Below are 14200 nucleotides of genomic sequence, written 5' to 3' on the forward strand. Positions count from 1 at the left end.
GAAGATGATGTAGTTGTGTTAGTCCCATTTTTATATAGTAAAACTATAGATAAGCGCCGCAAATATAGGCAGTTGTTTTTAAAATCAAAATAAATAGTAATCAGCAGGCTATTTATTTGGCCTTTTCGCCGGTATATTCATAGATCGCCCCATCCTTTAAATCATATAACTTTTTTAGTTGATGTACTTTTTCAATGTCATGGATATTGATCAGTTCGCTATTATCTAAAGTTTTAAACCAAATGTAGTAGTATTGCTTTTTTTCATAAAACCTGTCTACATCAGTTTTATAATAACGATGCGGTACCAGGGTTGACGACATCCCGGTAAAAAAATAAACGGCCTCATCTGCATTTGTTACAACAGGTATGCCCGGTTTAAAAATATCCTTGTGCGCCCGCAAAAAAGCTATAAAGGGAGAGGTGTTCCAGCTATCGTCCGAGTAGCCCGGTACACCATAATCCATTTCGTCATCATAGCGTTTCAGGTCTATTTGCAAAGTAAAGTATTCAAAGGCCAGCATCATGATGATAGCCACGCCGGACAATACATATTTTGCTTTCGATTTCACCAAACCAATAACATCAGGCACCCAGCTGGTACACGATATTAATAAGGGTATAAACATGGGCGATAACAACCGGCTGTTTATGCGCTCAAAACGCGAGAAAGTTGCCAGTAAAATAATGAACAGGCCATAAACTATGGTAAAGGCTATCACTATATTTTCGTAGCTGTTTATTTTTCCTTTAAGGGTTTTAAACAATAAAATGCCGATGAGCGATAGTAACACAACTGCCGCTATCGGGATAGCATAATGATCTGCAAAACTACCCAGCGCACCCCAGTCGTTTATAACCGTGCCGGCATAGTACAGGTTTTGACTGAATGGGGTAACAGAGGGTAGCCGTTTCCCCGTGCTTAAACCCGTATTAAGGCTGTTAAGGAATAAGTTCCCGGCAAGCAATGATATCGATCCGAGGCCCAATATTAACAGGTGTTTTATTTTTCTGCGGATAGTAAGCTGATCATCCAGCAATAACATTAACCCGCCTGCGCCGGCTAATGTAATACCTGCATAGCGGGTAATACAGGCAACGGCTGCGATAACAACCACTATTAACAAAGAGAAGGTGCTATGCAGGCGCATATAATGGTGATAAGCCAATATAAATAACATTACCTCCAGAATAAACAGGGTCTCAGACCATAAAAAGCTGTAGATCTCCAGCAGGGCAGGGCTTAATATAATGGCGGCCAGGATCAGCAGTTTATAAATATTTGAATGCGCAATAAACCTTGACAGCATCCAACCGGTTACAAATATGACCGAAGCAAACAGGCATGAGTTAATAACGGATCCTGCTATAAACGGATTAACCCGGGTAATAAACTGTATCACCCCTAAAAAGAAAGGGTAAAAAATCGGGAAAAAGGTTAGCGGTGTTCCATTAAATGTCAGGAGCGACCAATGCGCCTGTATGCTGTTAGCTGTACTGGCATACATAATAGAATCAGGCGAGATACCAACACCGCTATAGCTGGTAAACAGATGGATAGCATAGAAACCTATTATGGCGGCTATGACCGTATCTATATGTTTCAAAAAACGTGTTGATTGCATATTGCTGGTCCGTTTACATTTAAACTATCAAATCCAACACCGTACTTATGGGCTGGTCGCTGTCAATTAATATACCCGTTACGCCGGCGGCAGTGCCCGCTTCAACGTCGCGTTCGCGGTCGCCGATAAAATAGGATCTGGCGGGGTCAAGATTATATTTAGTTATACCTTGTAATAACAGCCCCGGCTTTGGTTTGCGGCAATCGCAGTCGCCGGTAAAGTTTGGATGATGCGGGCAGTAAAAAAAGTCTGTCAGTTCAACACCGTGGCTCTGATAAGTTTCTTTTAACAGCTTGTGCATTTTAGCCAGCTCCTCTTCGGTATACCAGCCCTTGGCCAGTCCGCCCTGGTTGGTAGCCACCAAAAGCAGGTAGCCTTTATCCTGTAAAATTTTTAAGGCATCAAAATTATCAAGGATATGAAAATCCTCAACCCTTCGCACATAATCGCCCATTTCACGGTTCAAAACCCCGTCGCGATCTAAAAAAACAGCTTTATTTTTTGCAGACATTAATTATTAAATTTCGGCTAAAATACGAAATCAAATTTTAACGTTTTTTAGGAGGCGGGGCGCCGCCTGTCACATCTCATTTTTTAGCGGGAAAAATTAAATACGGTGATTCCTGATCTCGTCCTAATTACATTTTGCCCTTAAATTTAAAAGAAAATGCAATTTCGTCTATCAAACCAATAGGATTACATATTGCGGATATATATGATATAGGTCATCGATTTTGCGATAATTTAATTGATTTTGGCTTAATTTTATTAAATTCAAAATTAATATACAAATTATCTGCCAATAATTAAGATAATACCAAAAATTTATAATTATATCGCAAAAATGCTTTGGTTTCTGTATTTTCGTGGTTACGAACACTTATAAACCCGTTTGTACAGCGATGGATCAGAACGACAGCACAGAACAGGGTCTTTACAGGCCGGAATTTGAACACGACTCTTGCGGAACAGGATTTATAACCAATATTAATGGTCATAAATCTAACCAGATAATTGATGACGCGTTGACCATGTTAGAGAACATGGAACACCGCGGCGCCTGCGGATGCGATCCCGACTCGGGTGACGGCGCGGGTATACTGTTACAATTGCCCCATGAGTTTTTTATGGAAGAATGCTCTAACCTGGAGATCAGCCTGCCTGAGCCGGGAGAGTATGGCGTAGGTATGATCTTTTTACCTAAAGATTCTCCGCTTAAAAAAGCCTGCCGCACGGCAATTGATAATGCTATTGAAAAATTAGGGCTACATAAATTAGGCTATCGTAAATTAACCGTTAACTCATCTGTAATAGGCGAAACTGCCCGCAGTGCCGAGCCGGATATTGAGCAGCTGTTTATTTCAAGGCCGCACCATATCACCACTGATGAGGATTTTGAACGTAAGCTGTACGTTTTAAGAAGATACATCAACAAAACCGTTACAGAAACCATACCGGGCGCAAGGGGCGATTTTTATTTCCCTTCATTGTCTTGTAAAACCATTATTTATAAAGGACAGTTAACTACCTACCAGCTGCGCCAGTACTATGCAGATCTGACAGACCCGCGTATGGCGTCAGGTTTGGCCGTGGTTCACTCACGTTTTTCAACCAATACATTCCCGTCCTGGAAACTGGCCCAGCCGTTCAGGATGATAGCGCATAATGGCGAGATCAATACTTTAACCGGTAACTTAAACTGGTTCTATTCGGGCCTGAAATCATACGCGTCTGCTTATTTTACCAATGAGGAGATGGAGATGTTGTTACCGGTGGTGGATAATAATCAGTCAGACTCGGCTTGTTTGGATAACATCATCGAGATCCTGCAACATACCGGCCGCTCATTACCACATGTAATGATGATGCTGATCCCGGAAGCCTGGGATGGTAACGAACAGATGGACCCGGTAAAAAAAGCGTTTTACGAGTTCCATGCTACATTAATGGAACCATGGGACGGACCGGCCGCTATCAGCTTTACTGATGGTAAATTGGTAGGAGCAGTGCTGGACAGAAACGGATTAAGGCCATTACGTTACACCATTACCAGCGACGGACGTGTTATTGCAGCCTCTGAAACCGGTGTATTGAAGATCGATGAAAAAAACGTTTTACGCAAGGGCCGCCTGCAGCCGGGTAAAATGTTATTGATTGATACCGAGCAGGGGGTTATCATTACCGACGAAGAAATTAAACAACAAATAGCCTCGCGCCAGCCATACGGCCGCTGGTTAGAGAATTATAAGATAAAATTAGAGGATTTAACCGAGCCGCGTTTAGCATTTGCAAACCTGAGCGCCGATTCTGTCTTCCGTTATCAGCAGGTATTTGGTTATAGCCGTGAGGATATTGACACCATTATTAAACCAATGGCCCTTGATGGTAAAGAGCCGATAGGATCAATGGGTACTGATGTGCCTCTGGCTATCCTGTCAGACAAGCCGCAGCATTTATCAAGCTACTTTAAGCAGTTTTTTGCGCAGGTAACCAACCCGCCGATAGATCCGATCCGCGAGCGTTTGGTCATGAGCCTGGCCACCTTTATAGGTAACAACGGTAATTTGCTGGATGAAGATAAAATGCATTGCCATTGTGTAACGCTTAAACACCCGATATTAAAAAATCACCAGTTGGAGAAACTGCGGAGCATTGATACCGGCATGTTCCATGCTAAAACATTACAAACCTATTTTAATGCTGACGGGCTTCCTGGTTCGTTACAAAAAGGTATTGAAAGGGTTTGCCGCTACGCGGAGGACGCTGTTGCCGACGGCTTTGAAGTATTGATCCTGTCAGACCGTGCAGTGGACTCTGAGCACGCCCCCATACCTTCATTATTGGCGGTATCTGCGGTGCACCACCACCTGATCAAAAAAGGTTTGCGTGGCGCGGTAGGTATCGTTGTTGAAACCGGCGACGTTTGGGAAGTACATCACTTTGCCTGTTTACTGGCATTTGGTGCTACCGCAATTAACCCGTACCTGGCGCAGGCGACTATTGAGAATTTAAAAGAAAGCGGCGCTTTGGATACCAGCCTGGATACCAAATATCTGTTGAAGAACTATGTCAAATCTGTTAATGACGGCTTGTTGAAGATCTTCTCTAAAATGGGAATCTCGACCCTGCAGTCATACCACGGATCGCAGGTGTTTGAAATTTTAGGTTTAAATAAAGACGTTGTCAACAAATATTTCTGCGGTGCGGTTACCCGGATAGGTGGTTTAGGTCTGGACGAGATCGCACGCGAATCGCTGTGTAAACACCGCATAGGCTTTGGCGCTAAAAACGAGAGCCGTTTATTGCCCGAAGGTGGTATTTACCAGTGGAAACGCCGTGGCGAAGAGCACTTGTTTAACCCAACTACCGTGCACTTATTACAACATGCTACACGTAGTAATAACTACGATGTTTATAAAAACTACGCTAAAGCTATCAACGAGCAAAGCGAGAAACATTTTACCATCCGTGGATTGCTTGATTTTGCGCATCATCGCGAAGCCATATCCATAGATGAGGTTGAACCGGCCGAAAGCATCATGAAACGTTTTGCTACCGGTGCCATGTCATTTGGCTCTATCTCTCACGAGGCGCATAGCACCATGGCTATCGCCATGAACCGCATAGGCGGCAAAAGCAATACCGGCGAAGGTGGCGAGGACGAGATGCGCTACGAAGTTTTGCCTAACGGCGACTCAATGCGCTCGGCTATCAAGCAGGTGGCATCAGGCCGTTTTGGGGTTACCTCAAACTACCTGACCAATGCGGATGAGCTGCAAATTAAAATGGCGCAGGGTGCAAAACCTGGCGAAGGCGGCCAGTTACCGGGCCATAAGGTTGACGACTGGATCGCGAAAACCCGTCACTCAACTCCGGGTGTTGGCTTAATATCGCCACCGCCACACCATGATATTTATTCGATCGAAGATTTAGCGCAGCTGATATTTGACCTGAAAAATGCTAACCGCGCCGCACGTATCAACGTTAAGCTGGTATCAAAAGCGGGTGTAGGTACTATTGCAGCAGGTGTTGCCAAAGCACATGCTGATGTTATCCTGATCGCCGGCTACGATGGTGGTACAGGTGCATCGCCAATAAGCTCGGTAAAACACGCCGGCCTGCCTTGGGAACTGGGTTTAGCCGAAGCACACCAAACCCTGGTACGCAACAAACTGCGCAGCCGGGTGGTATTGCAAACAGATGGTCAGTTAAAAACCGGTCGTGATTTGGCCATTGCCGCCCTGATGGGTGCAGAGGAGTGGGGCGTTGCAACTGCCGCTCTTGTTGCCGGTGGCTGTATCATGATGCGTAAGTGTCACTTAAATACCTGCCCGGTAGGTGTTGCTACGCAGGACGAAGAATTAAGAAAATTATTCTCAGGTAAGCCTGAGCATATCGTTAACCTGTTCCGCTTTATGACTGAAGAGCTGCGCGAGATCATGGCCGAGTTAGGCTTCCGTACCATCAATGAAATGGTTGGCCGCGTTCAGTTCCTGAAAGTTAAAGATGGCCTGAAGAGCTGGAAAGCTAAAAAGGTCGATCTTTCAAGCATTCTGCACCCGGTTACCAATCCAAAAGATGTTACGTTGTATAACAGCGAGCAGCAGGATCATGGTATGGCCGAGATCATCGACTGGAAATTGTGGGAAGATGCTAAACCTGCTTTGGCGGACAAGACACCTGTTTTTGGAACGTATGATGTTAAAAATACTGACCGTACCATAGGCGCTTTATTATCAAACGAAATATCAAAAATATACGGCTCAGCCGGATTACCGGATAATACCATCAACTATAAATTCAAAGGATCTGCCGGGCAAAGTTTTGGTGCTTTTGCAACCAAAGGGGTATCCTTTGAGTTGGAAGGCGAGGCCAATGATTATGTTGGTAAAGGTTTATCAGGAGCTCAGTTGGCTGTTTATTCATCGCCGGAGGCAAGCTATCCGGCCGAAGAAAATATCATCATCGGCAATGTTGCCCTTTATGGCGCAACTGCCGGAGAGGCCTTTATAGGCGGTATGGCGGGCGAACGCTTCGCGGTACGTAACTCGGGCGCAACCACGGTGGTTGAAGGTATTGGCGATCACGGTTGCGAGTACATGACCGGTGGACGTGCTTTGATCCTTGGCAAAACGGGCCGCAACTTTGCGGCAGGTATGAGTGGCGGTATTGCCTGGGTTTATAATCCGGACGGTAGCTTTGCCGAAAACTGCAATACAGAGATGGTTGACCTGGATCCGCTGTCTGTTAAGGATGAGGAGCAAATACTGGCCCTGTTACGCAAGCACGTTAGCCTAACCGGCAGCAAACTGGCGCAGAGCATCATCAAAAACTGGGACAAAGCGTCGACAGATTTTGTGAAGGTTTATCCAAAAGAGTACAAAAAAGTAATTGAGAAACTAGAATATCAAACTATCAGCAAATAATTTAGATGGGAAAAGTAACAGGATTTCAGGAGTATGACAGGAAGATGCCTGAAAAATTATCGCCTGCAGAACGTGTAAAAAACTACAATGAATTTGAAAGTTTATATTCAGACGAAGAATTAAATAAACAATCAGCCCGCTGTATGGATTGCGGCATCCCTTTCTGTCATTCAGGCTGCCCGCTGGGTAACATCATCCCTGAGTTTAATGACGCGGTGTATCACCATAAATGGGAAGAAGCTTACCTGATATTGGCATCGACCAATAATTTTCCCGAGTTTACCGGCCGCATCTGCCCGGCTCCTTGCGAATCGGCCTGCGTATTGGGCATTCACAGGCCACCGGTAGCTATTGAAGAGATTGAGAAACATATTATCGAAATTGCTTATCAGAAAAACCTGGTTAAACCGGTCGCTCCATTAATTAAAACAGGTAAAACAGTTGCGGTAGTTGGTTCGGGCCCTGCGGGGTTAGCGGCCGCTGCGCAGTTAAGCAAAGCCGGCCATGAAGTAACGGTATATGAGCGTGATGATAAAATTGGTGGCTTGCTGCGTTACGGCATCCCCGATTTTAAGATGGAAAAATGGGTGATAGACCGCCGTTTGGAAGTAATGGAAAAAGACGGCGTTGTATTTAAAACCAATACCGAAATAGGTAAAGACATTGCTGCTGATGAGCTGACGCGTAATTTTGACGCGGTAGTTTTAACCGGTGGCTCTACCATTCCGCGCGACCTGCCTATTCCTGGTCGTGAGTTGAAGGGCATCTATTTCGCGATGGACTTTTTGAAACAACAAAATAAACGTGTTGGCAACTCGCCAATTACAGCCGAAGATATTTTAGCTACCGGGAAAGACGTAGTTGTAATAGGTGGTGGTGATACCGGCTCTGACTGCGTTGGTACCTCAAACCGCCAAAAAGCAAACTCTGTCAAGCAGTTTGAGGTGATGTTCCAGCCGCCAGAGAAACGTACACCGCACATGCCGTGGCCAACTTACCCGATGGTGCTGAAGACTACCACCTCGCACGAGGAAGGCGTTGAGCGTCATTGGGGTATTAATACCAAAGAGTTTTTAGGAGATGAGAATGGTAACCTGCGTGCTTTACGCATAGCTGATGTTAGCTGGGAGACTGATTTCCTTGGCCGGCCGGTTAAATTTAGTGAAGTGGAAGGCTCAGAGCGTGAGATCCCTTGTCAGCGGGTATTCCTGGCGATGGGATTCTTAAATCCGCAATACACAGGCATGTTAGAAAGCCTTGGCGTTGAGTTGGATGCACGTAAAAATGTAAACGCTAAAGAGGGAATTTACCGCACCAACGTAAGCAAAGTATTTGCAGCCGGCGACATGCGCCGCGGACAATCACTGGTTGTTTGGGCCATATCAGAAGGCCGCGAATGTGCCCGCAAGGTTGATGAGTTTTTAATGGGTCATTCTGTACTGGAAAGCAAAGATTCAGTAAATCAATTTGACCAGGTTTTTAATTAAGCAGCTTACTTAGCTCCGAACTAAATAACAAAGCTCTCTTTCAATTATGAAAGAGGGCTTTGTCGTGCTTCATATTTTATCTACCGACATTTTTATACGCGATATATTTACGGTCTACAGCAACTATGTCAACCCTTGTTCTGGGTTTTTCTTTTTCATTGATTGCTTTTAATTCATTGTATTTGGCTAATGTATAAAGATCAACCTGGTAGGCATACTTACGCCCCTTTTTTGCCGGGCCATTTAGCTTGCTATTGTAGTAAAGCACAAAGTCCTCTGCTTTGTACTTATTGATCTCTTTATTGTTAACATGTTTCTCATCAATCCAAATGCCGTAATTATCGGCATCTTTCCAGGAGTTTAATTGGCTGGCAGTCGGGTATTTTTTAGCAACTACGCGGGCTTTTGTATAAAGCATCGATTTAAATGAGTTTTGTAACTCTGGCGAAACTTCATTTAACGTTTTGGTGTATTTTGTGCCGTCCTGGCGGGTAAAATGTATAAATACACTATCGCGCGATACCTGCCCGGGTTCAGTAGCCGTCGTGGTTTTCAATTTTTCCAGATTTGTTTTATTCGATTTTCCAGCTTGCTCATCAGGCTGTAATTTTTGTGCTTCTGCCTGTAAGCAAAATATAAGTACTAAAGCTGTCATAACCGGCAACAAGGCAGTACCTTTTAATGTTGCTGTTAATTTGGAGGTGGTTTTTGTCATCATGATTAAACGTTTTTTGGTTATAGAATGATTGAAGTTACTGGTTAGGCTAAGCGACTGATATATACCAGCTTTCGACAATAGCAGGTATTGATAATCTTTTAAATTAAATGATGCAGACATGGCGCCTTCATCAGCTAAAAACTCGTGGTTAAGTTGTATCGCTTTTTTATAGATAATAAACAGTGGGTTGAACCAGAAAATGATTTTTAGCAACTCAATAAATACAATATCCAGCGTATGTCGCTGTTTAACGTGGGTTATCTCGTGTAATAAAAGTTGTTGATCAATTAAACCGCCGGTGTATTCGGTTGTGTTTAAAAAGATAAAGTTGAAAAAACTGTACGGAATGATTTTTTTGCTTAGTAAGACCAATGTGCCATCTTTGGTACTTATGTTCTCATTTTTCTTGATATTGTTATAAAGAGCCCAAAGATTCACGCCAAAACGTACCAGCAAAATGGTTACAATAATGTAGTAAGCCATTAAGAGGTAATCAGTTAAAATAAATTGCTTTACAATGGCTGCTTTTTCCAGGGTGGCAGATTCAATAGAGGGCGCTTCTTGAAGCTTAAGCTCGTTGATAACATAAACGGAAGGGATAATAGCGGGTACTCTTGCAGCAGGCAGTTTGATGGTTGTTGCCGGGATTATCAAACTAAACACAACGCTCGCTAACAGAAATATCCTGTTAAAACGGTGCATCTTTTCTTTTTCTAAAAACAGATGATAAACTACCAGCAGTATTATCATACAAATAGCGGATTTGACGAGATATGATATCATTTTTTCTTTTTTTGAATTTCCTGATCAATGATTTTCTTAAGATCTTCCAGCTCAGATTCAGAGAGATTGGTTTCGCGCGTAAAAAATGAAGCAAACTGCGAGGCCGAATTATTAAAAAAGTTCTTAATCAAGCCGTTTACATGGGTAGAAAAGTATTCGGCTTTAGCCTTAAGCGGATGATATTGTCTTGAATTTCCATAAGTAGTATAACTAACAAAACCTTTATCTGTCATACGCTTAAGTAAGGTCGCAACTGTGGTAGTGGCAGGTTTAGGATCAGGGTAACAGTCAAGAATATCTTTCATAAAGCCTTTTTCTATGGACCATAAATACTCCATCAACTCTTCTTCTTTCTTGGATAACTTCATTTGCTCTACAATTATATATTATATTCTACAAATGTAGAGTATAATATCAATAAAACAAGAGATGACTGAATTATTTTGAAAAAATTTGATATTACTTCTCCGACGGATTCTTTTTGCCGGTATTTAATTTCTCCACCATCTTAATCAGTCTATCGTGGCGCGTTTTGTCCTGTTTGGCAGTTAATATCCACAGCACATATTCTTTTTTGTTGGAGTAGGATAAGCTTTGATAAAAATCCATTGCCGCGGTTTCTTTTTCAAGGGTATCAGCGATGATGGCCGGTAATTTTACCTGTTTATTATCAACATCAATATAGGCGCTGTAATCGTTTTGCTTAATGTTATCGTTCCGGCTTTCTGATATTTTTACATCAGTCTGTGGCCTAAACCGCAAAGCTGTCCAGGTGTCGTCAATAGCTGCTGATGCTACTATCCTTAATCCATATTTCTCTACTTCGGTCCAGCCGCCCATCATTTCCAGGTCGCTTTTAACGCCCGAGCTTTTTTTGGGATAAATGATCCAGAATATGGTCTGGGGCTGTAAAACAGGCGTCACAATTTTTAGCGATGAGGCCAGTTCGGCCAGTTTTTTTACAAATAACTGTACGCCGTCAAATTGGCCCTCGGCCCGGTAGGTAATCAGCACGCCATCGGGCAGCGGTTCAAGCATACTGAAATAATTAGCGGGCGCATTGAAGAGTAACCAGTGCGCCCCCGGTTTGATCAATAATTTTTTTGCCAGCGGGCTCATGTTTATAATGAGCGTTACAAAGTTTGAAGAATTAGTAACGCTGTTGGTTTATCTAGCCAATTTAGCAAAGAAATCCCATAATACAATACCTGCCGACACTACAATATTGAATGAGTGCTTAGTGCCAAACTGTGGTATCTCAATACAGGTATCAATAATCTGCATTACCTCATCGCTAACGCCGTTTACTTCATTACCGAAGATCAGGGCATATTTAGCATTTTTATCAGGCGTAAATTCATTGAGCATAATGCTGTTCTCGGCCTGTTCAATAGCGATGATACGATAGCCATCTGCCCGCAGTTGGTTAACAGCATCAACCGCATCTTTATGATAACTCCAGTTTACAGACAGTGTGGCACCCAGCGCAGTTTTTTCAATCTCGCGATGCGGGGGCTGTGCCGTAATCCCGCATAAACAGATCTGGTTAACCGCAAAGCCGTCAGACGTGCGGAATATCGAGCCAATATTATGCATACTGCGTACGCTGTCCAACACCACTGCTACCGGCAGTTTTTCCTGCACCTTAAATTCGGTTATGCTGGCGCGGTTAAGCTCGTCTAATTTTAGTTTACGCAATTTTTAGAGATTGGTGATCAAAGAACAGGGATTAGTTTTAAACTTCGCTGGTTGCCAATAAGGTACCTACACCGTCACCAATCAAAGATTGATATACCGATGGAGCGTAACCTATTTTGTCAGTATAGTAAGCGGCCAGCTCTTTGCTGAAACTGTCAAATTCATCCTTTTTAACAAGGGCTATGGCACAGCCGCCAAATCCTGCCCCTGTCATACGCGCTCCGGCTACGTTAGGGTTAGTTTTAGCATATTCCACAACAGCGTCCAGTTCTTTACCGCTAACCTCGTACAGGTCGCGTAATGAGTCGTGCGAGGCATACATCAGTTCGCCAAATCCGGCCAGGTTGTTTGCTGCCAGCGCACCGGCGGCAAGTTTAACACGGTCATTCTCTTCCACAACATGCTGCGCGCGTTTGCGTATAGTATCGTCGGCTATTAAATTTTTATGTTGGTTAAACGTAGCGGTATCTATATCACACAGGTAATTAATACTTAACGCTTTGTTTAGCTCTTTTAAAGCGGCCTGGCATTCTTCAACACGTTCATTGTATTTTGATTCAACCAGCTTGCGCGATTTATTGGTGTTGATGATCGCCAGTACATAATTTCCTAAATTGCTGGGTACGATATCATATTTCAGGGTATCGCAGTTTAATACGATAGCTTTATCTTTTTCGCCAAAGGCAACGGCAAACTGATCCATGATCCCGCAATTCATGCCGATGAAATTATTTTCGACCGATTTGGCAATCTTTACCAGCTCCAGCTTGGTGTAGCCGGCGTCAAACAGATCGTTTAGTGCATAGGCCATAACCACCTCGATCGAGGCCGACGATGAAAGACCGGCGCCGATAGGAATATCGCCAAAAAAAAGCATATCCAAACCGGTTATTTGATGGCCGTCTTTGGTGAAATGTTCAATAACACCCAGCGGGAAATTATACCAGCCGTCGCCATCTTTCTTATAGCCGGCCTGTACCGCAACCTCTGGGTTCTCATCAAAATTTAAACTTCTGAAACGAAAAACATTATCCTCATTTGGGTTTATTAACAAATAAGTACCAAACGTAATAGCACAAGGCATAACAAGGCCGCCATTGTAATCAATATGTTCGCCGATAAGATTAACCCTGCCCGGCGAAAAGTAGGCGTGACGGGCTTCTTTACTATATATATCGTTAAATTTTTGTGTCAGCTGGTGTTTCATTTTCAGACTTTTTATTGATTTGGCAAATATTGTAAATATTACACTATTAGTCTTATTATTGGCATTAATAATTGTTAAATAATTAAACAGAATATAAACCTGCTTGTTCAGCATATATCAATTAAACTTTAAATCATGAATCAATACCTGGTAACCGCATACGACTATACTGATGAGGGCGCATTTGAAAAAAGAATGGGCGTAAGGCCGCACCATTTAGCCGGCGCAAAAGAACTAAAGGACAAGGGCAATTATATACTGGGCGGCGCTATGCTTAATGAAGAAGGTAAAATGATAGGTTCAACCATGATCCTTCAGTTTGAAAACGAAGAGGAGCTGGAAGCCTGGAAACAAGGCGAACCCTACATCACCCAAAAAATATGGGAATCGGTAGATATAAAACCCTTTAAGGTAGCTGTTGTATAAAGCTATTTCTTAGCGACCGATCCTGTTGAAAGATTAAGCGAATAGGTATCCTTGCCCAAAATTAAAATAGCCTCGTTAAAACCGGTAAATGTTATTGTGCCCTCAAACAAAAACGCACCCTTTGACGAATTGCCGGTAATGGTAGCAGTTCCGCTGCCGCCGGTGATCATTGCGCTTGTGCTTGCGGTGGTTTTAGATATGGTTAAATTTTTAATAGCGATATCAATGGCGATGGTGCCTGCACGGGTGGTGTCTGATTTTAATTTAAAACTGCCAATGCTCTTGATGGTGCCGTTTATTACGTAAGCAGTAGCTGTCGTTGTTAAACCGGCAACCGTGGTATTGGCTGTTCCGTTTTGTTTTGCTGATAGCCTGGGTCCGTTATAATTGCCGCTAAAAGTTAAATTAGTGGTAATGTTATCCGGTTGTTTGTTACTGTTGCAGTTAAGTTTGCAGGTGATTTTATGCTTGAAATTATAGGTGGTAGCTGCGTTGGGCATACTTTGATGCGCGGCAGAGTCAACATGAACAACGCCGCAGCCGTTACCAGCACTGAATAACGTTTGTGAGCTTGTTACGATATCGCCGGAGAAGGAAGCAAATCCATTTGAACCTGATGCCAGTGAACCCGCTATCATTGTAGCAGACTCTTCGTTGGTGATTGCCGAACTTTTTAGGGGGTCTTGCAGTTTTTGGCAGGCTGTAAAGCCAATCAATAAAACAGCAATTATGAATGTAAGGGGGTGCTTCATAAAAACTTGTCTATTACTTCTAACAGTTAATTTCCTAAAAATAGGTATAATATTGTTTTATCACGGCAATGTCATGAAA

At 43.2% G+C, this 14200-nt stretch carries 11 protein-coding genes; 3 read left to right on the plus strand and 8 right to left on the minus strand.

Annotated features, from left to right (window positions below; genetic code table 11):
* Window positions 1-112 precede the first annotated feature (112 nt).
* Together LJ658_RS18915 and LJ658_RS18920 are read right to left on the minus strand one after the other, a co-directional pair.
* Window positions 113-1624, minus strand: a complete 1512-nt coding sequence (locus tag LJ658_RS18915) for a hypothetical protein (protein WP_230548117.1) — start codon at window positions 1622-1624, stop codon at window positions 113-115.
* A gap of 19 nt (window positions 1625-1643) precedes the next feature.
* The gene (locus LJ658_RS18920) at window positions 1644-2135 is read right to left on the minus strand and encodes an HAD-IIIA family hydrolase (RefSeq protein ID WP_230548118.1); all 492 of its coding nucleotides are present in this window, start codon (window positions 2133-2135) and stop codon (window positions 1644-1646) included.
* 391 nt (window positions 2136-2526) lie between these two features.
* Between LJ658_RS18920 and gltB the strand changes: the two genes are divergently transcribed.
* Together gltB and LJ658_RS18930 are read left to right on the plus strand one after the other, a co-directional pair.
* Window positions 2527-7050 (plus strand): glutamate synthase large subunit, encoded by a 4524-nt coding sequence (gltB, locus tag LJ658_RS18925; RefSeq protein ID WP_230548119.1) that lies wholly within the window; start codon window positions 2527-2529, stop codon window positions 7048-7050.
* A gap of 5 nt (window positions 7051-7055) precedes the next feature.
* Window positions 7056-8537, plus strand: coding sequence for a glutamate synthase subunit beta (locus tag LJ658_RS18930; protein ID WP_230548120.1), 1482 nt, complete (start codon window positions 7056-7058; stop codon window positions 8535-8537).
* Window positions 8538-8613: 76 nt separating this feature from the next.
* Here the strand turns inward: LJ658_RS18930 and LJ658_RS18935 are convergent, their stop codons facing one another.
* The 5 genes from LJ658_RS18935 to LJ658_RS18955 form a co-directional block, all read right to left on the minus strand.
* On the minus strand, window positions 8614-10038 hold the full coding sequence (locus LJ658_RS18935) for a M56 family metallopeptidase (protein ID WP_230548121.1): 1425 nt from the start codon (window positions 10036-10038) through the stop codon (window positions 8614-8616).
* On the minus strand, window positions 10035-10406 hold the full coding sequence (locus LJ658_RS18940; protein ID WP_230548122.1) for a BlaI/MecI/CopY family transcriptional regulator: 372 nt from the start codon (window positions 10404-10406) through the stop codon (window positions 10035-10037). The genes LJ658_RS18935 and LJ658_RS18940 overlap by 4 nt, the downstream gene beginning before the upstream one ends.
* A gap of 91 nt (window positions 10407-10497) precedes the next feature.
* Window positions 10498-11157, minus strand: a complete 660-nt coding sequence (locus LJ658_RS18945; RefSeq protein ID WP_230548123.1) for a YdeI/OmpD-associated family protein — start codon at window positions 11155-11157, stop codon at window positions 10498-10500.
* A 48-nt stretch (window positions 11158-11205) separates the two neighbouring features.
* Window positions 11206-11736: an RNA methyltransferase gene (locus LJ658_RS18950; RefSeq protein ID WP_230548124.1), complete on the minus strand. Its 531-nt coding sequence runs from the start codon at window positions 11734-11736 to the stop codon at window positions 11206-11208.
* A 37-nt stretch (window positions 11737-11773) separates the two neighbouring features.
* The gene (locus tag LJ658_RS18955) at window positions 11774-12943 is read right to left on the minus strand and encodes a galactokinase (RefSeq protein WP_230548125.1); all 1170 of its coding nucleotides are present in this window, start codon (window positions 12941-12943) and stop codon (window positions 11774-11776) included.
* A 135-nt stretch (window positions 12944-13078) separates the two neighbouring features.
* On the opposite strand from LJ658_RS18955, the gene LJ658_RS18960 reads away from it, so the two are divergent.
* Window positions 13079-13369: a YciI family protein gene (locus LJ658_RS18960; RefSeq protein WP_230548126.1), complete on the plus strand. Its 291-nt coding sequence runs from the start codon at window positions 13079-13081 to the stop codon at window positions 13367-13369.
* A 2-nt stretch (window positions 13370-13371) separates the two neighbouring features.
* On the opposite strand, the gene LJ658_RS18965 is transcribed toward LJ658_RS18960, so the two are convergent.
* Complete coding sequence (locus tag LJ658_RS18965) at window positions 13372-14121, minus strand: hypothetical protein (protein WP_230548127.1); 750 nt, start codon at window positions 14119-14121, stop codon at window positions 13372-13374.
* Between the last annotated feature and the right edge of the window lie 79 nt (window positions 14122-14200).

Source organism: Mucilaginibacter sp. UR6-11, assembly GCF_020880695.1.
GTDB lineage: Bacteria > Bacteroidota > Bacteroidia > Sphingobacteriales > Sphingobacteriaceae > Mucilaginibacter.

Bases quoted from the DNA above. Each gene is read 5' to 3' on its own strand.
- LJ658_RS18915 (WP_230548117.1), bottom strand. From the start codon at position 1,624: ATGCAATCAACACGTTTTTTGAAACATATAGATACGGTCATAGCCGCC.
- LJ658_RS18920 (WP_230548118.1), bottom strand. From the start codon at position 2,135: ATGTCTGCAAAAAATAAAGCTGTTTTTTTAGATCGCGACGGGGTTTTG.
- gltB (WP_230548119.1), top strand. From the start codon at position 2,527: ATGGATCAGAACGACAGCACAGAACAGGGTCTTTACAGGCCGGAATTT.
- LJ658_RS18930 (WP_230548120.1), top strand. From the start codon at position 7,056: ATGGGAAAAGTAACAGGATTTCAGGAGTATGACAGGAAGATGCCTGAA.
- LJ658_RS18935 (WP_230548121.1), bottom strand. From the start codon at position 10,038: ATGATATCATATCTCGTCAAATCCGCTATTTGTATGATAATACTGCTG.
- LJ658_RS18940 (WP_230548122.1), bottom strand. From the start codon at position 10,406: ATGAAGTTATCCAAGAAAGAAGAAGAGTTGATGGAGTATTTATGGTCC.
- LJ658_RS18945 (WP_230548123.1), bottom strand. From the start codon at position 11,157: ATGAGCCCGCTGGCAAAAAAATTATTGATCAAACCGGGGGCGCACTGG.
- LJ658_RS18955 (WP_230548125.1), bottom strand. From the start codon at position 12,943: ATGAAACACCAGCTGACACAAAAATTTAACGATATATATAGTAAAGAA.
- LJ658_RS18960 (WP_230548126.1), top strand. From the start codon at position 13,079: ATGAATCAATACCTGGTAACCGCATACGACTATACTGATGAGGGCGCA.
- LJ658_RS18965 (WP_230548127.1), bottom strand. From the start codon at position 14,121: ATGAAGCACCCCCTTACATTCATAATTGCTGTTTTATTGATTGGCTTT.